The sequence below is a fragment of the Actinocorallia aurantiaca genome, from assembly GCF_039533685.1.
Taxonomy (GTDB): domain Bacteria; phylum Actinomycetota; class Actinomycetes; order Streptosporangiales; family Streptosporangiaceae; genus Actinocorallia; species Actinocorallia aurantiaca.
In genome coordinates, this window is sequence record NZ_BAAATZ010000012.1 from 156,919 (window position 1) to 175,845 (window position 18,927).

General features: G+C 71.5%; 11 protein-coding genes. 4 read left to right on the plus strand and 7 right to left on the minus strand.

Annotated features, from left to right (window positions below):
- The 3 genes from ABD327_RS15850 to ABD327_RS15860 form a co-directional block, all read right to left on the minus strand.
- On the minus strand, positions 1–2,630 hold a 2,630-nt coding region (locus ABD327_RS15850; protein WP_344451135.1), incomplete at its 3' end, for a non-ribosomal peptide synthetase.
- Positions 2,627–9,091: an amino acid adenylation domain-containing protein gene (locus ABD327_RS15855; protein WP_344451136.1), complete on the minus strand. Its 6,465-nt coding sequence runs from the start codon at positions 9,089–9,091 to the stop codon at positions 2,627–2,629. The genes ABD327_RS15855 and ABD327_RS15850, both read right to left, overlap by 4 nt.
- Before the next feature lie 346 nt (positions 9,092–9,437).
- Complete coding sequence (locus tag ABD327_RS15860) at positions 9,438–10,910, minus strand: amino acid adenylation domain-containing protein (RefSeq protein ID WP_344451137.1); 1,473 nt, start codon at positions 10,908–10,910, stop codon at positions 9,438–9,440.
- Positions 10,911–11,264: 354 nt separating this feature from the next.
- Between ABD327_RS15860 and sbnA the strand changes: the two genes are divergently transcribed.
- From sbnA to ABD327_RS15875, 3 genes are all read left to right on the plus strand, one after another.
- Positions 11,265–12,221: a 2,3-diaminopropionate biosynthesis protein SbnA gene (gene sbnA, locus ABD327_RS15865; RefSeq protein ID WP_344451138.1), complete on the plus strand. Its 957-nt coding sequence runs from the start codon at positions 11,265–11,267 to the stop codon at positions 12,219–12,221.
- An 85-nt stretch (positions 12,222–12,306) separates the two neighbouring features.
- A complete protein-coding gene (gene sbnB / locus ABD327_RS15870; RefSeq protein ID WP_344451139.1) occupies positions 12,307–13,332 on the plus strand; it encodes a 2,3-diaminopropionate biosynthesis protein SbnB in 1,026 nt (341 codons plus the stop codon).
- A 228-nt stretch (positions 13,333–13,560) separates the two neighbouring features.
- On the plus strand, positions 13,561–14,331 hold the full coding sequence (locus ABD327_RS15875; protein ID WP_344451140.1) for an acyl-CoA thioesterase domain-containing protein: 771 nt from the start codon (positions 13,561–13,563) through the stop codon (positions 14,329–14,331).
- Here ABD327_RS15875 and ABD327_RS15880 read toward each other — a convergent pair.
- From ABD327_RS15880 to ABD327_RS15895, 4 genes are read right to left on the minus strand one after another with little or no spacing between them, the layout of a single operon-like run.
- The gene (locus ABD327_RS15880) at positions 14,297–15,478 is read right to left on the minus strand and encodes an ABC transporter permease (protein WP_344451141.1); all 1,182 of its coding nucleotides are present in this window, start codon (positions 15,476–15,478) and stop codon (positions 14,297–14,299) included. The two genes, ABD327_RS15875 and ABD327_RS15880, sit on opposite strands and share 35 nt — an antisense overlap.
- Complete coding sequence (locus tag ABD327_RS15885) at positions 15,475–16,365, minus strand: ABC transporter ATP-binding protein (protein WP_344451142.1); 891 nt, start codon at positions 16,363–16,365, stop codon at positions 15,475–15,477. The genes ABD327_RS15880 and ABD327_RS15885 overlap by 4 nt, the downstream gene beginning before the upstream one ends.
- A gap of 40 nt (positions 16,366–16,405) precedes the next feature.
- The gene (locus ABD327_RS15890) at positions 16,406–17,200 is read right to left on the minus strand and encodes a class I SAM-dependent methyltransferase (protein ID WP_344451144.1); all 795 of its coding nucleotides are present in this window, start codon (positions 17,198–17,200) and stop codon (positions 16,406–16,408) included.
- Positions 17,201–17,255: 55 nt separating this feature from the next.
- Positions 17,256–17,849: a TetR/AcrR family transcriptional regulator gene (locus tag ABD327_RS15895; protein ID WP_344451145.1), complete on the minus strand. Its 594-nt coding sequence runs from the start codon at positions 17,847–17,849 to the stop codon at positions 17,256–17,258.
- A 103-nt stretch (positions 17,850–17,952) separates the two neighbouring features.
- Between ABD327_RS15895 and ABD327_RS15900 the strand changes: the two genes are divergently transcribed.
- On the plus strand, positions 17,953–18,927 hold a 975-nt coding region (locus tag ABD327_RS15900; RefSeq protein ID WP_344451146.1), incomplete at its 3' end, for a hypothetical protein.

Sequence of the window (18,927 nt, forward strand, 5' to 3'; positions counted from 1 at the left end):
ACGTAGGCGACGAGCCGCCTGTCCCCCGGCTTGTCCTCGCGGACCACGACGGCGGCCCGCGCGACGGCGGGGTGCCGTTCCAGCACGGTCTCGACCTCGCCGAGCTCCACCCGGAAACCGCGGATCTTCACCTGGTCGTCGGCGCGGCCCAGGTACTCCAGGGTGCCGTCGGGCAGCCAGCGGACCAGGTCTCCGGTGCGGTACATGCGCTCGCCCGGCTTCCCGAACGGGCAGGCGACGAACCGCTCGGCGGTCAGGTCGGGACGACCCAGGTAGCCGCGGGCCAGGATCGGCCCTGCGACGTACAGCTCGCCGGGCACGCCCGGGGGCACCTGGCGCAGCGCGCCGTCCAGCACGTACGGGTGGCTGTTGCGGAAGGCCCTGCCGATGTTCGGCCTCGTGCCGGAGACGAGCGGGCCGTTGAAGAAGTCGACGGTCGCCTCGGTGGGCCCGTAGAAGTTGCGGGCGTCCAGGCCGGGCAGGGCCGCGAGCTCCTCCCACAGCGCCTCGCCGACGGCTTCGCCGCCCAGCAGCACGGTGGAGACGCCCGCTTCCAGGATGCCGAGCTCACGCAGTGCCTGGAAGTGCGACGGCGTGGTGTTCACGAGGTCGATGCGGTGTTCGGCGACGTACCGGACGAGCGCTTCGGAGTCCCGGCGGGTGGCGTCGTCGACGATGTGGATCTGCTGGCCGTGGACCATCGCGAGCAGGCCGTGCCAGGAGGTGTCGAAGGAGAACGACGCGGTGTGGGCGAACCGCACCCGCCGTCCGGCCTTCCGCGCGGCCGGTCCCCAGAAGTCCTCGGCGTGGCCGTCGTGGTAGTTGACCAGGCCGCGGTGCGGGACGACGACGCCCTTGGGCCGTCCGGTGGAGCCGGAGGTGTAGATGACGTAGGCGGCGCCCTGCGGGGGGATCGCGACGCCGGGGTCGGCGGCGGGCCGCGCCCGCAGGTCGGTCTCCGCCAGCCACTCGGGGGTGATCTCCAGGACGGGCGCGGAGTCGGCCCTCATGTAGGAGATGCGGTCCTCGGGGTATTCGGGGTCGACCGGCACGTAGGCGGCCCCGGTCTTGAGCACGCCGAAGATCGCGGTGACCAGGGCGGCGCCGCGCGGCAGCTGCAGGGCGACCCGCTGCTCGGCTCCGATCCCCCGCGAGAGCAGTTCGTGGGCGAGCCGGTTGGCCCGCTCGTTCAGCTCCCGGTAGGTGAGGGAGGCGTCGGCGGCGACCAGCGCGGTCTCGTCCGGGATCCGCGCGGCCTGCGCCTGGAGCAGGTCCACGACCGAGGGGGCCGAGGGTTCCGAGGACGGCCCGGTCCAGGAGTCCAGGCGGGCGCGCTCGCCGTCCGACAGCAGGTCCAGCGCGGACAGAGGCTGGTCGGCGTCCTCCAGCACGGCCATCAGGAACCGGCGGACGCGGTCCAGCAGCCGTTCGGCGTCCTCTCCGGTGAAGACGTCGGGCCGGTGGTTCAGATGGAGCGAAAGCCTGTCGCCGGGGAAGATGACGAACGACAGCGGGAAGTGCGTGGCGTCGTAGGCCTCGAAGCCGGTCAGGCGCAGCCCGCCGAGGGCGCCGTCCATCGTGGACGGGTCGAACGGGTAGTTCTCCAGCACCGTCATGGTGTCGAACAGGACGCCGTGCCCGGTGGCGCGCTGGATCTCGGCGAGTCCCAGGTGGTGGTGGGCCAGCAGGTCGGTCTGCTCCTCCTGGAGCCGCTCCAGCAGCCCGGCGAGGCTGTCGGAGGGGTCGAGCCGCACCCGGATCGGCAGGGTGTTGATGAACAGGCCGATCATCTGCTCGACGCCGGGCAGGTCCGCGGGACGTCCGGAGACGGTCGCGCCGAACACCACGTCGCCGCGCCCGGTCAGGGAGCCGACGACGACTCCCCACGCGGCCTGGAGCAGGGTGTTGATGGTGACTCCGTTGCGGCGCGCGACGCGGGTCAGCTTCTTGGTGACGGACTCGTCCAGCTCCAGCGCGGCGCGGTGCGGGACGACGGGGGGCAGGTCGGCGGCCTGCGGCGCGACGAGCGTCGGCTCGTCCACGCCGTCGAGGGCCTCCTGCCAGGCGGCCTCGGCGGCCTTGCGGTCCTGGGCCGCCAGCCATTTGAGGTAGTTCTTGTAGGGGGTGGGGCGGGGCATGCCCTCGTCGGTGCCGCCCGCCAGGTACAGCGCGAACAGCTCGGTCGCCAGGACGGGCGTGGACCAGCCGTCCAGCAGGATGTGGTGGTTGGTGAAGATCAGCTTGTGCCGGTCCCCGCCCAGCCGGACCAGGACGAACCGCAGCAGCGGCGGCTCCATCAGGTCGAACCGGTGCTCGCGCTCGGCCAGGACGAGCTCGCGGGCCTCCTCCTCGGTGGCGTCCGCCTCGATCCAGGGCAGGTCCACCACGCGGGGCACGACCTGCACCGGGCGGCTCACGTCCTGGTCGGTGAAGGCGGCCCGGAGGTTGGAGTGCCGGCGCAGCAGCGTCTCGGCCGCGGCGCGCAGGGCCGCCGCGTCCAGCGGCCCCTCCATGTCCAGGACCAGCTGCGCGGTGTAGACGTCCCGGTCGTCGTATTTGGCGTGGAAGAAGAACCCCTGCTGCAGGGGGGACAGGGGGAGGATGTCCTCCAGGTCGCGACCCGCCGTCACTTGCCCCTCCATGCCGCCTGCAGTTTGTCGATCTCCATCTGGTCCAGCTCGACCAGCAGGTCGGAGCTGGTGAAGCCGCCCGCTCCCTCGTCCTCGGCGTGCGCGACCAGGCCGCGCAGCGCCTCGAACCAGGCCTCGCCGAACCCGCGGACCTCTTCCTCCGAGAAGAGCGCCGAGGGCCACGACCAGGTGGCGGTCAGTTCGGGACCGCCGGGGCGGTCGTGGGTGAGGGCGTTGACCTCCAGCGCGTGCGCGGCCGACATGCGGGGGTCCTCACCCGAGGGGAGCCGTTCGGGGGCGGGGCTCCAGTCGCCCTCGTCCTGCCCGACGCGGCCCAGGTAGTTGAACGCGACCTGCGCCCGGGGCAGGTCCTCCAGCTCCTCGGCGGTCTCCTCGTTGAGGTGGCGCAGCAGGCCGTAGCCGATGCCGTTGTCGGGCACCTGCCGCAGCTGCTCCTTGACCCGCTTGAGCGCCTGGCCCGCGGCGGCGCCGCCGGAGGTGATCTCGCCCCACTCGGCCTGGCCCGGGTCCAGGCGCACCGGGTGGATGGTGGTGAACCAGCCGACGGTGCGCGACAGGTCGACGCCGGGCACGATCTCCTCGCGGCCGTGGCCCTCCAGGTCGACCAGCAGCCCGGTGCCGCGCCCGCCGCGCTGCTTGCGCCAGTGCGCGGCGGCCAGGGACAGGGCGGTGAGCAGCACGTCGTTGACCCGCCCGTGGAAGGCCGCGGGGACGGTGGTGAGCACGGCCTCGGTGGTCCTCGCGTCGAGGGTGAGGTCGATGCGTCGGACGGTCTCGGCGGTGTCCACCGCGGGGTCGAGCGCGCGCGAGGCGAGCCTGGGGTTGGTGCCTTCGACCAGGTCCAGCCAGGTGTCGAGCTCCTCGGCGCGCCCGGGGTCGGTGGCCTCGGCGGTGAGGCGCTGCGCCCAGCGGCGGAAGGAGGTCGGCACGGGGGCGAGCTCCGGCTCCAGCCCCATGACGGACGCGCCCCACGCGGTGACGAGGTCGGGCAGCAGGATGCGCCAGGACACGCCGTCCACCACGAGGTGGTGCAGTACGAACAGCAGCCGGCCCTGGACTCCCGGTCCGGCGTCGAGCCAGACGAGCCGGGCCATGACGCCCTCCGCCGGGTTCAGGCCGGAGGCCGCCAGCGCGACCTGCTCGTCCACGGCGGACTGGAAGTCGCCGTCGGAGACCTCCACCCGGTGGACCAGCCCGTCGGCGCGCACCGTTCCGACGTGCTGGACGACGGGCTGCCAGCCCTCCATGCGCAGCCGCAGCACGTCGTGGTGGTCGAGCACGGCCTGCAGCGCGGCGGTGAGGTGGTCGACGCCCAGCTCGCCGGGGACGCGCAGCAGCATCGACTGGTGGAAGCCGTCCATGACTCCGCCGCGCTCGCGCAGCCACGCCACGATCGGGGTGACCGGGACGGGCCCGATGCCCGCGCCCTCCGGCTCGGCCTCGACCGCGTCGTCCTCGCCCGCCTCGCGGGCCAGCCCGGCCAGCGCCGCGACGGTCTGGTGCTGGAACACCTCGCGCGGGGTGACGACCAGCCCGGACTGCCGGGCCCGGGACACCAGCTGGATCGCGATGATCGAGTCGCCGCCCAGGTCGAAGAACCCGTCCTCGGTGCCCGGCCGCTCGGACAGGCCGAGGACCTCGGCGAAGAGGTCGGCGAAGACCTCCTCGCGCTCGGACGCCGGGGCGCGGCCCTCGCCGACCCGCACGACCGGGGCGGGCAGCGCCCGGCGGTCGAGCTTGCCGTTGCCGGTGAGCGGCAGCGCCTCGAGCGTGACGAACGCGGCCGGGATCATGTGGTCGGGCAGGTCCTGGCCGGCGAAGGCCCGCAGTCCGACGGTGTCGAGCTCGCCGTTTTCGGTGCCCGCGGTGTTCACGATGTAGGCGACGAGCCGCTTGTCTCCCGGCCGGTCCTCCCGGACGACCACGGCGACGTCGGTGATCTCCGGGTGCTTGGCCAGCACCGCCTCGATCTCGCCGAGCTCGATGCGGAAGCCGCGGATCTTCACCTGGTCGTCGGCGCGGCCCAGGTACTCCAGGTTCCCGTCGGGCTGCCAGCGGGCCAGGTCGCCCGAGCGGTACATGCGCGATCCGGGCGCGCCGAACGGGTCGGCGACGAACCGGGACGCCGACAGGCCGGACTGCCCGTGGTAGCCGCGCGCCAGGCCCTCGCCCGCGACGTACAGCTCGCCCACCACGCCGGGCGGGACGGGCTGGAGCCGCCCGTCCAGGACGTAGACCTTCAGGTCGGGGATGCCGGCGCCGATGACCGAGCCGGGCGCGTTCTGGCAGTACGCCTCGTCGAGCGCGATGTAGGAGACGTGCACGGTCGTCTCGGTGATGCCGTACATGTTCACCAGGACGGTGTCGCGTCCGTGCGCGTACCAGTCGGAGAGGCGCTTCAGCTCGAGCGCCTCGCCGCCGAAGACGATGTGGCGCAGGGCCAGGTCGCGGCCGTCGTCGACCGCCATGAGCTGGTAGAACGCCGACGGCGTCTGGTTGAGGACCGTGACGCGCTCGCGGGCCAGCAGGTCGAGGAACTCCTCGGGGGACCGGCTGACCTCGAACGGCACGACGACGAGGCGCCCGCCGTACAGCAGCGGGCCCCACAGCTCCCAGACGGAGAAGTCGAACGCGTAGGAGTGGAAGAGCGTCCACACGTCGTCCGGGCCGAAGCCGAACCACTGCTCGGTGGAGGTCATCAGCCGGACGGCGTTGTGGTGCGGGACCACGACGCCCTTGGGGCGGCCCGTGGAGCCGGACGTGTAGATGACATACGCCGGGTTGTCCGGCGACATCCGCACGTTCAGGTCGTCCGCGGGGTACGCCTCGAGGTCCGAGGAGGCGAGCAGCTCGGCGTCGACCGTGAAGACCGGGGCGGAGTCCTGGAGGGTGTAGGCGATGCGGTCTTCCGGGTAGTCCGGGTCGATCGGCACGTACGCCGCGCCGGTCTTGAGGACGGCCAGGACCGCGACGACCAGCTCCTCCGAGCGCGGAAGCTTCAGCGCGACGAACCGCTCGGGCCCGGCGCCCAGCTCGACGAGCCTGCGGGCGAGCCGGTTGGCGCGGGCGTTCAGCTCCCCGTAGGTGAGGGTGACGTCCCGGTAGGTGACGGCCGGAGCCCCGGGGTTCCGGGCCGCCCAGGCCTCGAACACCGCGTGGATCGTGCTCCGGTCCTCGGGCGCGGCGGGCGCGACGGTGCCGCCCGACCACTCCTCCAGGATGGTGACGCGCTCGTCACCGGCCAGCAGCGGCGCCGTGCCGATGGGGGCGTCCGGGAAGGCCAGCAGCCCGGTGAGCAGCAGTTCGAACCGGGAGACCAGGCCGCGTGCGGTGGCGGGGTCGTACAGGTCGAGCGCGTACTCCAGCTCGCCCGTCAGGCCGGCGGGCTCGCCGCCGGGGCCGAACCGCTCGGTGAGCACGAACAGCGTGTCGAACCGGGAGACGGCGGCGCGCAGCGGCTCCGGCTCCGCGGTGAAGCCGTCCAGCTCCAGCCGCGCCTCGGGGTTGTTCTGGAAGGTGAGGCCGTGCTGGAACAGCGGGTGGCGCCCCATGTGCCGGGACGGGTTCAGCAGTTCCACGAGCCGTTCGAACGGCAGGTCCTGGTGGGCGTAGGCGGCCAGGTCGGTCTCCCGGACCCGGGAGACGAGCGCGCGGAAGGACGGGTCGCCCGAGACGTCCGTGCGCAGGACGAGCATGTTCACGAACATGCCGACCAGGTCGTCCAGTGCCTCGTCGGTGCGTCCGGCGATCGGCGAGCCGACGGGGATGTCCTCGCCGCCTCCCAGACGCGACAGCAGCACCGCGTAGGCGGCCTGCGCGACCATGAACGGGGAGCTGTGGGTCTGCGCGGCCAGCTCGTTGATCCGGCGCTGGACGTCGGCGGACAGCTCGAAGTGGACGGTGCCGCCCCGGTAGCTGGCCTGGTCGGGGCGGGGCCGGTCGGCGGGCAGGTCGAGTTCCTCGGGAAGCCCGGCGAGGGCCTCCTTCCAGTAGGCGATCTGCCGGGACATCAGGCTGCCCGGGTCGTCCTCGGAGCCGAAGAGCTCCTGCTGCCAGAGCGTGTAGTCGGCGTACTGGACGGGCAGCGGCTCCCAGCGCGGCTCCTCGCCGGAGGCGCGGGCCAGGTAGGCGGTGATGACGTCCCTGGCCAGCGGCGCCAGCGACCAGCCGTCGGTGGCGACGTGGTGCACGACCAGCACCGCGACGTGCAGGTCGTCGGCCAGGCGCAGCAGGTGGGCGCGCAGCGGCGGCTCGACCGAGATGTCGAAGGGGTATCCGGCGGCCTGGGCGAGCGCCGCGGGCAGCTCCGCCTCGGTGACGTCGGCGACCTCGACCTGGGGGCGGGCCGCGGCGGGGGGCAGGATCTGCTGGCGCGGGGTGCCGCCCGAGTCGGGGAAGACCGTCCGCAGGGACTCGTGCCGGCCCACGACGTCGGCCAGCGCGTCCTGGAGCGCGGCGTGGTCCAGCGGGCCGGTCAGCCGCAGCGCCAGCGGCATGTTGTAGGTGGCCGACGGCCCCTCGAACTTGTTCAGGAACCACAGGCGCTGCTGGGCGTAGGACAGCGGGATCTGCGCCGGACGCTCGGCCCGGACCAGCGCCGCCCTCGCCTGGGCGGCCCCGGTCAGCTGGGCGGCCAGGCCGGCGACGGTCGGCTCCTCGAACAGCACCCGCAGCGGGAGCTCCACGCCGAACGCGGCCCTGGCCTTGGCGACGACCCGCATCGCCAGCAGCGAGTTGCCGCCCAGGGCGAAGAAGTCGTCGTCGACGCCCACTTCGTCGACGCCCAGGAGTTCGCCCACGATCGCGCACAGGACGCGTTCGCGCTCGGTGGAGGGCGCCCGGTACTCGGTGGTCTGCGGGGCCAGTTCGGGCTTGGGGAGGTTCTTGGTGTCGACCTTGCCGTTGGGGGTCAGCGGCAGCTCGTCCATCACCATGATCGCCGAGGGGACCATGGCGCTGGGCAGGTGCTCCTGCACGAACGCGCGCAGCTCCTCGGAGCTGATCGTCGCGCCCGGGGCGGGCACCACGTAGGCGACGAGCCGCTTGTCGGACGGCGCGGCGGCGGCCCGCGGCCCGGCGTCGGGCTCGGCGTCGAGGCCGCTGTCGCTCCAGGCGCGCCGGACCAGCTCGCGCTCGCCCTCGTCCATCAGGTCCAGGTCGCACAGCCTGGTGGAAGGGTCGGCCTCGGCCATGGCCCCGAGCAGCCGCAGATAGCGCTCCTGGTGCGCCTCGACCTCGGCCTCGGTGTACAGCTCGGGGTGCGCGTCGAAGTCGATGCGGGCGCCCCGGCCGTCGGCGGCGTCGAAGATGGCGATCGCCAGGTCCTCGACCGGCCCGTTGCTCAGCGGGAACTGGGTGGCCTTCATCCCGCCCCAGTCGGCGGTGTAGTCGTAGGCCATGATGTTGATGACCGGGCCGTGGATGCGCCGGTTGACCAGGTTGAGGTCGCGGATGAGGTCCTCGCGCCGGTAGCGCTGGTGGCGCAGCAGCCTGGCGGTGGAACGGGACGCCTGCCGGGTCAGCTCCTCGATCGTCATCTCCGGCCGCACGTCGATCCGCAGCGGCAGGATCGACGCCATGTGGGTGGGCGTCTCCCTGGCCAGGCGGGTGACCCTTCCGGTGACCGCGATGCCGAGGATGACGTCCTCCGCGCCGGTCGTCTCGGCGACCAGGGCGGCGGACGCGGCGATGGCCAGGCCCGGGGTGGCGGTGCGCAGCCTGCGGGCGCCGGCGGCCACGCGCCGCGTCTCCTCCAAGCCGAGCATGGCGGTGCGGCGCAGGTACCGGTCGGTGGGCCCCCCGGTCTTCCTGGTGAGGGAGACGGCGTCGGGCCGGTCGGCGAACCGCTCGGTCCAGTAGGCCTTGTCCGCCTCGTACCGCTCGGACTCGCGGTAGGAGGCCTCCTCCTCCAGCATGGCGCGGTAGTCGCCGTGCCGCTTCGGCGTGTACTCCTCGCCCCGGGCCAGAGCCGTGTACACCTCTGATCCCCGCGAGTTGAGGATCGCGCCCGAGTAGCCGTCGATCATGATGTGGTGGCCCCGCATGAACCACCAGTGCAGATCGGGAGCGAGGCGCAGGATGTAGCTGACGTACAGCTCGTCGCCCATCAGGTCGATGGGGCTGTGCATCTCCACGTCGATCCACGCGGTGGCCGCCGCGCGGGGGTCCCTCTCACCGCTGAAATCGATGAAGGACGGCGCGGGGCGCGGGGCGCGGTCGAGCGCCTGGTAGGGGATTCCGTCCTTCTCCACCAGGCGGAACCACAATGCCTCGCCCTCGTGGGCGCCGATCCTCACCGTTTCCGCGAACAGCTCCGGATCGAAGGCGCCCTCGATCTCGATGTACTGCGCGATGCAGAACGGGATTTCAGGGTGCAGTTGTTGGGCATACCAAACGGACTGCTGGGCGGCCGACAGCGGGAGAAGCTCTGAAGAGGACATGAAGAATGGCTTTCGCGATGGCAGGGTGACTTTATTCTGTGCGCGACGGATTACCAATCAAGAAAGCGGATGCCCGGCCCCTTTCCCGCAACTCCGACAAGCTTGAATGCGATCGCCGCCATTGCCCGATCACGACCACCGTCCGCGCCGTGAAGCCCCTGGTCCCCACTTATGCGTAGTGGGGATCACAGTCAACCAGCATGCAACATGCTTCGCAATCCTCCCATAAGTGGAACTTAACGGGCGAGATTGCTCACCGGCGTGACAAGAAACGAGCTGAGTAACCGCCCGGTCACCGGCCGATCCACCCCTCGGTGACAATCGTGCCGCCACGGCGATCGGCCCGTTACCCACCTGTGCCGAAGTCGTGCAGGACCACCGCCACGGCGCCGACGCTCGGGTGCCGCTGGAGCACCGCCTCGATCTCGCCCAGCTCCATCCGGACGCCGGCCACCTTCACCTGGCGGTCCACCCGGCCCAGGTACTGCAGAGCACCCTGGGGCAGCACCTTGACCGCGTCGCCCGTCCGGTAGAGACGGCTGGTCAGGGAGGGTCCGAAAGGCGAGCGGAAGAACGCGTCGCGGGTGCGCTCGTGATCGCCCAGGTAGCCCCGGCCGACGCCGTGGCCCCCCACGAACAGCTCCCCGGTCTCCCCCGGCTCGCAGGCGTGCCAGCGGCCGTCGTCGTCCTTGCGCAGGACGTAGAGGTCGGTGTTGATCACCGGGGTGCCGATGGGCAGCCGCAGCAGCTCCAGGTCACCGAGCGTGACGATGTGGTGGGTCACGTCGTCGGAGCACTCGGTGGGTCCGTAGGCGTTCACCAGACCCGCCTGCGGCATCTCCAGCAGCCAGCGGCGGGCCACCTCCGTCGGCAGCTCCTCGCCGGTGGCCAGCATCCAGCGCAGGCCGGCCAGGCGCGCGCCTCCGTGCGCGGCCAGGTCGTCCAGCAGCAGCCTGACCATGGTGGGGACCAGCTCGACGACGGTGATCTCCTGTGAGTCGATCACCTCGGCGAAGGCCACCGAGTCATAGGAGACCTCATCGCTGACCACATGCACCTGCCCGCCGTTGAGCAGCGGGCAGAGCATCTGCCAGATGGAGATGTCGAAGCCCAGCGGAGCGGTCTGCGCGACCACGTCCCGGTCCGTCATCCCCAGGTCGACGATCTTGGCGTAGAGGTGGTTGACCATGCCCTGGTGCTCGACCACCGCGCCCTTCGGCCTTCCCGTGGAACCGGAGGTGAAGAGCATGTACCGGGGCTGGTCCAGACTCTCCAGCCTGGCCTCCCCCTCCCAGAGCGGGCAGTCCGCCGCCTCGCGCGCCCGCACGACCCGCACGCCGGCCGCGGCCGCGCCCTCCGCCAGGGCCGGGGTGGTCTCACCGGGGTCGGTGTTGAACAGCAGCACCGCGCCGGCCTGCTCCAGCACGTCCGAGACGCGCTTGGCGGGCCAGTTCGCGTCGGCGGGGACGTAGACGCCGCCGATCAGCTCCAGAGCGAGGAAGGCCGCGATGACGGTGACGCTCCGTACGCCTCCCACCGCCACGACCATGCCGGGCCGCACCCCTTCGCGCTCCAGCAGCGCGGCGATGCGGCGGGCCTCCGCCGCCAGTTCGGCATAGCCGAGCGCGCGCGTCTCGTCCCGCACCGCGGGGCGGTCCCCACCTGCGGCGATACGTTCCACCCAAGTGACGACCGCGGCGGACAGGTCGACCTCGTGCACGCGGCTCATGGCGAACTTCCGCGCGTACTCGACCTCTTCCCCGGAGATGTCGAGCTCCGGCAGATCGGCCTGCTCGAGCAGTCCATCCAAGATCGTCACGAATCCGCTCCCAACCCTCCGGCGATTAGCCGATTTTGTGTGCTTTAGATGATAGACGGGGCTTGCAGGGCAAGATGCCCTACTGTACGGTAATCAGCGCTACGGTGATAGGGGTCACTTCATTACTTGAGAAGAGGAGACACGCCACAGGGCTTTCGGAGGATCGGCGAGGTTTTCGGGGCAGCCTCAGCTTTCAGCCAACGGGGTGTGAATAATCGGAGAATTTCAGGCTGAAGGCGCGCGGCCAAGGCTCCGAAAAGGTGGCGGTCATTCGGACGCGCCTAGGCGGATTCCAGTTTCTCTGAGCCTTTTATTTGTCAGTCGGTTGTTGTCGTACAGAGGGTGTCGGGCAACGTGCCTATTATCAGCTCCCCGCAGGAGTTCAACGTCGAGGATCTGTACGTCGACCTACGGTCCGTACTGGATTCCCCGCTGTACTTGAAGTGCGAGGGGTTCAACTTCGCCGGCTCGGTGAAACTCAAGGCCGCGGCCGAGATGATCGCCGCGGCCGAGCGCAGCGGCGTGATCACCGAGGGATCGGTGCTGGTGGAGTCGTCATCGGGCAACCTGGGCATCGCCCTGGCCACGATCTCCGCCAGCAAGGGCTATCGGTTCGTGTGCATCACCGACCCCCGCTGCAACACCGCCTCCCAGCGGGTGATGCGGTCGCTGGGCGCCGAGGTCCGGGTCATCACGCAGCAGGACGCCAATGGCGGGTATCTGGAGAGCCGCATCAATTACGTGCGGGAACTCTGCTCCTCCGGCGACCGCTACGTCTGGCTCAACCAGTACGCGAATCCGAACAACTGGCGGGCCCACCACCGCCATACCGCTCCCGCCATCGACCGCGCCTTTCCCGAACTCGACGTCCTGTTCGTCGGCGCGGGCACCACGGGCACGCTCATGGGCTGCGCGCGGTATTTCAAGGAGCACGGCAGGCCCGTCACGATCGTGGCGGTCGACGCGGTCGGCTCGGTCACCTTCGGCGGCATCCCCGAGCGGCGCATGGTCCCCGGCCTGGGCACCAGCACCCGGCCGGCGCTGGTCGACGAGTCCTACATCGACGACGTGGTGCACGTCGCCGAGCCCGACACCATCGACACCTGCCACCGGCTGGCGGCCCGCGGCTTCCTGTTCGGCGGCTCCACCGGCACCGTGATCAGCGGGGCCCGGCACTGGCTGAACGAGAAGTATCCTGGGGAGGAGCCGGTGGCCGTGGCCATCTCGCCGGACCTGGGCGAACGCTACCTGGACTCCATCTACGACGAGGACTGGCTCGCCGAGCACTTCGGGTCCCCCGGCCGCGGCTGACCCTCCCGCGCCTCGGCGGCGGACCCCTCCCCGGGTCCGCCGCCCTTGTTCGCCCCTTCCCCCCACACATCCCTTGGAGCAGTCCATGACCCAGGCCCCCGCGTTCTCCGTCATCTCCGGAGAGCAGGTGCACAACGCCCTCCACGGTCGCGAGAAGCAGCTGACGGCCATGGTCGAGGCGGCCTACCGCCTGCACGGCGAGGCCCAGACGGTCAACCCCGACAGCTATTTCCTGCGCTTCCCCGACCGGCCCAACAGCCGGATCATCGCGCTGCCCGCCAGCGTCAAGGGCGAGGTGAACGTGCACGGCATCAAGTGGATCTCCTCCTTCCCCGACAACGTCGCGGCGGGCATCCCCCGCGCCAGCGCCGTCCTCATCCTCAACGACACCGAGACCGGCTACCCGTTCGCCTGCCTGGAGAGCTCGATCATCAGCGCCGCCCGCACCGCGGCGTCCGCCGCCCTGGCCGCGGTCACCCTCGCGGAGAAGCGCGGCGTCACCCCGCGCAGGGTGGGCTTCGTCGGCGTCGGCCTCATCGCCCGCTACCTGCACACCTACCTGGCGGGCAACGGCCTGGAGTTCGACGAGCTGGGCATCTTCGACCTCTCCCCCGAGCACGCCGAGGGCTTCAAGGGCTACCTCGAGCGCACCGAGAAGGGCGCGGTCACCGTCCACGACACCGTGGAGTCCCTGCTGACCTCCTCGGACCTCATCGTCCTGGCGACGGTCGCGGGCGAGCCCCACATCCTCGACCCGGAGCTGCTCGCGCACAACCCGCTGGTCCTGCACGTCTCCCTGCGCGACTTCTCCCCCGAGGTCATCCTGTCGGCCTACAACGTCGTCGACGACGTCGACCACTGCCTGAAGGCCGGCACCTCCCCTCACCTGGCCGAGCAGAAGACCGGCAACCGCGACTTCGTCGACGGCACCCTCTACGACGTCCTGACCGGCGCGACCACCCCGCCGGCCGACAGGCCCGTCATCTTCTCCCCCTTCGGACTCGGCGTCCTCGACCTCGCCGTCGCCCGCTACGTCTACGACCAGGTCACCGCCTCCGGCGACCTCCAGACCATCCCGGGCTTCTTCCACGAGATGAAGCGCTACGGCTGAACCCTCGAGGCCGGGCGCCCGCGCCCGGCCTCACCCGGTGCGGTCGCAACCAGAGCATCCTGCTTAACAGACAGTTCATGGCAGGGAAACCTCTCTGGACATTCAGCACCAATAGTGTCTATTCCGACGGCCATCCGGCACCGCGGCGCGGTGGTGCCGGAGGCCGTGATCTCTCCGGGCCGCCCCCGGGTGCGGCAGGGCCACGGAGCCGCGGGCATCATAGGGCGCATGCCCCCCTTCTTCACCCTCTCCGAATCCGGAGACCTGCTGCCCGCCCCGCACGCGCGCGGGCCCTGGGCGCCCGACATGCTCCACGGACGGCTGCTGGGCGGCCTGCTGGCACGGGCGATCGAGCGGGAACACGGCACGCCCGAGCTGCGGCCGGCCCGGCTGACGGTCGACCTGTACCGCAACAGCAGGCTGGTGCCGCTGACCGTCTCCACCGAACTCGTGCGCGACGGGCGCCGGATCCGGGTGGTCGACGCCTCCGTCACCGGACCGGACGGGCCCATCGCCCGGGCGAGCTGCGTCATGCTCCGGCCCGGCGACCAGCCGCCCGGCCGTTCCTGGGCGCCCGAGCCCTGGAACGTGCCCGCGCCCGAGACGCTCGGCGAACCCCAGAACAGCCGGGACTCCACCCACGACGTGTGGTGGTTCGGCAAGGGCGACGGGGCTCCGGACGCGGCGGAGCGCCGCCGCATCCTGCTGCGCGAGTCCCACCCGCTGGTCGAGGGCGAACCGCTCTCCCCCCTCGTCCGCGCCGCCCTCGCCGCGGACCTGTCCAGCCCGATAGCGCACTGGAGCACCAGCGGGCTGCACTACATCAACGCCGACTACACCCTGAGCCTCGGCCGCCTGCCCGAAGGCGAGGTCCTCGGGCTGGAGGCGGGCGGCCACCTGTCGGCCGCCGGCATCGCCTCCGGCCAGTGCGTCATGTACGACCTGTCGGGGCCCGTCGGGCACGTCACGAACGTCGCGCTGGCGAACCCCCGCCTATAGCCTCCTTCAGGCCGACCCGGCCGCCGGTGCGCAGCACCGAGTTGGAGTACATCCGGCCGGCGAGCCAGACCAGCGCGACGACCACCACCACGGTCACGCCCAGGGAGAGCGCCTGCTCCCACCACGGCGCCCCGAAGACCGCGCGGACGGGCATCAGGAGCGGTGCGAAGACCGGGACGAACGACAGGATCCGCACGAGGAGCCCGTCCGGGTCGCTCGGGACCAGCGTGAAGCACATGAAGTAGCCGGCCATCAGCACGACCTGGATGGGCGCGGTCACCCCGCCGATGTCCTCCTGGCGGGAGACCGTGGCCGCGAACGCCGCGTAGAGCAGCGCGTACAGCGTGTACCCGGCGACGAACCAGACCAGCGACCACACGACGGTCCCCGCCAGGTCGCCGACCGGCAGGTCGAGCGCCCCGGTGGCGACCTGCGCCCCCACGCCCGCCGCCACGACCAGTCCCATCTGGACGAAGCCGAGGACGCCGAGCCCCAGCACCTTGCCCGCCATGAGCTGCCAGGGGCGGACCGAGCTGAGCAGCAGCTCCACCACCCGGCTGGACTTCTCCTCGACCACGCCCTGGGCGACCATGACCCCCGAGACCTGGAGCATGAGGAACAGCAGGACCGCCAGGCCCATGGCCAGGCCCATCCGGAGGTCGCGCAGCTCGTCCGCGCCCTCCAGGGAGACCACCTCGACGGTGGCCCCGGCGACCGCCTGGTTCACCTTCGCCGGGTCGACTCCGGCCGCGGCCAGCTCGCCGTTCAGAGCGGACTGCTGGGCCAGGGCGGACAGCGCCGCCTCCAGCTGACCGTCGGGCTCGCCCTTGACCACCATCCGCAGCGGACCGTCGAGCACCAGCGCGTCGAGCTCGCCTTCGCGCACCAGCCGCTCGCCCTCCTTCTCGGAGGGGACGTCCCTGGTCTCCAGGTCGAACTTCATGGCCGAGGCCACGGCGGCGACCTGGCCGCCGAAGCCCTTCTCCACGAAGCCGACCGTCGTCGCCGAGCCGCCCAGGAGCTTGATCCCGATCAGGAGCCCGGCCACGAGGACCATCATCACCGCGGTGCCGATGACGAACATCTTCGTCCGCAGCCGGGCGAGTTCCCGTGCCGCGATCAGCCGTACCTCTGTCAGTGGGTTCACGCCTTCTCCCCCGTCACGACGTCGCGGAACAATTCGGTGAGCGTCGGGCGCCGCCAGCTGAACTCGCGGACGCGCCCGGCCGCCAGCGCGGCGCGCAACAGGTCCTGCTCGTCGGCGTCGGGGGCGAGGGTGAACAGGTCGCCCTCCCGTGCCAGGACGCCCGGCACGGCGTCGGCCCAGCCGTCCGGCGCGTCCTCCACCCGGCAGAGCAGCCGCGCCTCGCCGTGCTCCTGCAGTTCGGCGGTGGTGCCGACGGCGACCATCCGGCCGTCGCGGATGATGCCGACCCGGTCGCAGAGCCGTTCGACGAGGTCGAGCTGGTGGCTGGAGAAGACGACGGGCACGCCCTCGGCGCTCTTGTCGCGCAGCACCTGGCTCATCACGTCGACGGCCACCGGGTCCAGGCCGGAGAAGGGCTCGTCCAGGACCAGGATCTCCGGGTCGTGGACGAGCGCCGCGGCGAGCTGGACGCGCTGCTGGTTGCCGAGGCTGAGCTTCTGCACCTCGTCGCCTCTGCGCTCGGCGACGCCGAGCCGTTCCAGCCACTCGTCGGTCGCCCGGCGCGCGTCCCGCGCGGAACGGCCGCGCAGCCGGGCCAGGTAGACGAGCTGCTCGTGCACCTTCATCTTCGGGTAGAGGCCGCGCTCTTCGGGCATGTAGCCGATCGTGCGCCGGGTCGTCTCGTCCAGGGGCGCACCGCCCCAGCGGACCTCGCCCGAGTCGGCGGCCAGCACCCCCAGCACGATCCGCATCGTGGTGGTCTTGCCGGCCCCGTTGCTGCCGACGAACCCGAACAGCTCCCCTTCCCCGACCTCGAAGCCGAGCTCCTCGAGAACCCGCCGGTCCCCGTAGCTCTTGGATATTCGTTCCAGTGTCAAGTTCCCCATAGGGGGACAAGATTGCCTCAAACGGCGCAGAACGTCTAAGTCACGCTCTACACAAGATCTCACCGTGCAGCAGGCTGAACCAGCCGTCCGGGTGGTCGGCGAACGCCTGCCAGCCCCGCGAGATGCGCTCCAGGTCCTCGCGAACGGCGTAGCCCGACGACAGCGCCTGCTCGGCCATCACCGACTGCAGGATGCGGTCGCGCCACATCTCGCCCCACCAGCGGCGCTCCTCCTCCGTCGCGTGGCACCACGTGGACGACGACGGGACCACGTCGGCGAAGCCCGCCGCGTGCGCCCACGCCAGCAGATGCCGCCCCGCGTTCGGCTCGCCGCCGTTGGCCCGCGCGCACCTGTCGTACAGCGCCAGCCACTCCTCGATCTCGGGGGACGCCGGATACCAGACCTTCCCCGCGTAGTCGGAGTCGCGTGCCGCGACGATCCCGCCGGGCCGGCACACCCGGCGCATCTCCCGCAGCGCCCGGACGGGGTCGGCCACGTGCTGCAGCGTCTGGTGGGCGTGGACGACGTCGAACACGCCGTCCTCGAACGGCAGCTCGTACACGTCGGCCGCCCGGAAGGAGACGTTGCCGACGCCTTCGGCCCTGGCTCGCGCCTCTTCCAGCACCTCCTCCACCAGGTCGACGCCGACGACCTTCGCGACCCGCGAGGCCAGGTCGACCGTGATGCTGCCGGGGCCGCAGCCGACGTCCAGCAGGACGTCCTCCGGCCTCAGGTGCGGGGCCAGGTAGGCGGCGGAGTTCTCGACGGTGCGCCACCGGTGGGAACGCAGCACCGAGTCGTGGTGGCCATGGGTGTACTTCTCGTGGTCCGTCATGGGCCGACTGTAGCCCGACGTCTCAAGAGTTGAGAAATGTGTATCACTATGTGGACTACTCGGGGGAGAGCAAGCCCTCCAGGCCCTGGCGGACGAGGTCGGGGGTGATGTCGCCGGCGATCAGGTACTGCAGGACGAAGCCGGGGATGAGGCCGGTGAGGACCACGGCGACCGCGGCCGGGTCGGCGGTCGCCGACAGGCGGCCCTCCCGCTGGTAGCGAACGGCGAACTCCGTCCAGATGCCCCGGACACTGACGAGGATCCGCTTGATGATCTCGCCGACGAGTTCGTCGTGCAGGGCCGCGGCCCAGGCCTCGGGCAGCAGGCGGATCTTGCCGTCCACGTCCAGGTGCTCGAGGAAGGCCACGAGGAAGTCGTGGAAGACCTCGGGCAGCGGGGGCAGCTCCTCGCGGGCCAGCATCTCGCGCAGCACGGACTGGACCGCGGCCTGCTTGTCGGCGGCGATCTCCGAGACCAGGTCGGCCTTGGCCGGGAAGTAGCGGTAGACCGCGCCGGCGGACAGGCCGGACTCCTTGAAGATGTCCTGCATCGAGGTGCCGTTGAACCCCTTGACGGCGAAGCAGCGGCTCGCCGCCTCGATGATCTGCTGACGGCGCTGTTCCAGGTGCTCAGGGCTGACTTTCGGCATGCCGCCAAAATAAAACGGATGCCCGTTCTTGACAACCGGACACACCGGCGTAGCATCGGGCCCAGTTAAAGAGAACGAACATCCGATTTATAGGAGCCCGGTCATGAAAACCCGGCCGAACCCCCTGGCGCTCGCCCTGGCCGTGGGAATCCTGCAGGCCCTGATGGTCCTCGCGTTCGCCTGGCCGTCCGTCAACACCGCCCCCCGCGACGTGCCCCTGGGCGTCGCGGGCCCCGACGCGGTCGTCACCCAGCTGACCCAGCGCCTGGAGCAGGCCCAGCCCGGCGCCTTCGAGGTGAAGGCCTACGCGGACGAGGCCGCCGCCCGCGAGGCGGTCCAGGACCGGGAGGTCTACGGCGCGGTCGTCGTCACCCCGCAGGGCCAGAAGGTCCTCACCGCCTCCGCCGCCGGCCCGGTCGTCGCCCAGGCCCTCACCCAGCTCGCCGCGGCCCGGACCGAAACCCCCGCGCCCGCCGTCGAGGACGTCGTCGCCGCCGACCCCGACGACCCCCGCGGCACCGGCTTCGCCACGATGATCCTCCCCCTGGTCATGTCGGGCATCGCCGCCTCCGCCATCCTGACCCTCCTGGGCCGCACCGCCCGCGACCGCATCCTGGGCGTCCTGGTCTTCGCCGCCGCCGGCGGCCTCCTCACCGCACTCGTCGCCCAAACCTGGCTGTCGCTGACCCCGGGCTCCTACCTGGAGGTCGCCGCCGTCGCGGCCCTGGCGTCCCTGGCGACGGCGGCCCCCATCACCGGCCTGGCCTCCCTCATCGGCCCTCCCGGCATCGGCGTCGGAGCCCTCACCCTCCTCTTCCTGGGCAACCCGTTCTCCGGCGCCGCCACCGGCCCCGAACTCCTCCCTCAGCCCTGGGGCGCCCTCGGCCAGCTCCTCCAGCCCGGCGCGACCGCCTCCCTCATGCGCTCCGTCGCCTTCTTCGACGGCGCCGCGGCCCTCCGCCCCCTGCTCGTCCTCGTCGCCTGGGCCCTGCTGGGCCTGGCGCTCCTGACCGCCTCCCTCCTCCGCAAGCCCCCGGCGCCCGCCGCCGACGCCGCCGAGGAACCCGTCGTCCTCACC

What these genes read in the sequence shown, in the direction of transcription:
- sbnB (WP_344451139.1), top strand. Translation starts at nt 12,307, where the DNA reads ATGACCCAGGCCCCCGCGTTCTCCGTCATCTCCGGAGAGCAGGTGCAC.
- ABD327_RS15855 (WP_344451136.1), bottom strand. Translation starts at nt 9,091, where the DNA reads ATGTCCTCTTCAGAGCTTCTCCCGCTGTCGGCCGCCCAGCAGTCCGTT.
- ABD327_RS15890 (WP_344451144.1), bottom strand. Translation starts at nt 17,200, where the DNA reads ATGACGGACCACGAGAAGTACACCCATGGCCACCACGACTCGGTGCTG.
- ABD327_RS15875 (WP_344451140.1), top strand. Translation starts at nt 13,561, where the DNA reads ATGCCCCCCTTCTTCACCCTCTCCGAATCCGGAGACCTGCTGCCCGCC.
- ABD327_RS15895 (WP_344451145.1), bottom strand. Translation starts at nt 17,849, where the DNA reads ATGCCGAAAGTCAGCCCTGAGCACCTGGAACAGCGCCGTCAGCAGATC.
- ABD327_RS15885 (WP_344451142.1), bottom strand. Translation starts at nt 16,365, where the DNA reads ATGGGGAACTTGACACTGGAACGAATATCCAAGAGCTACGGGGACCGG.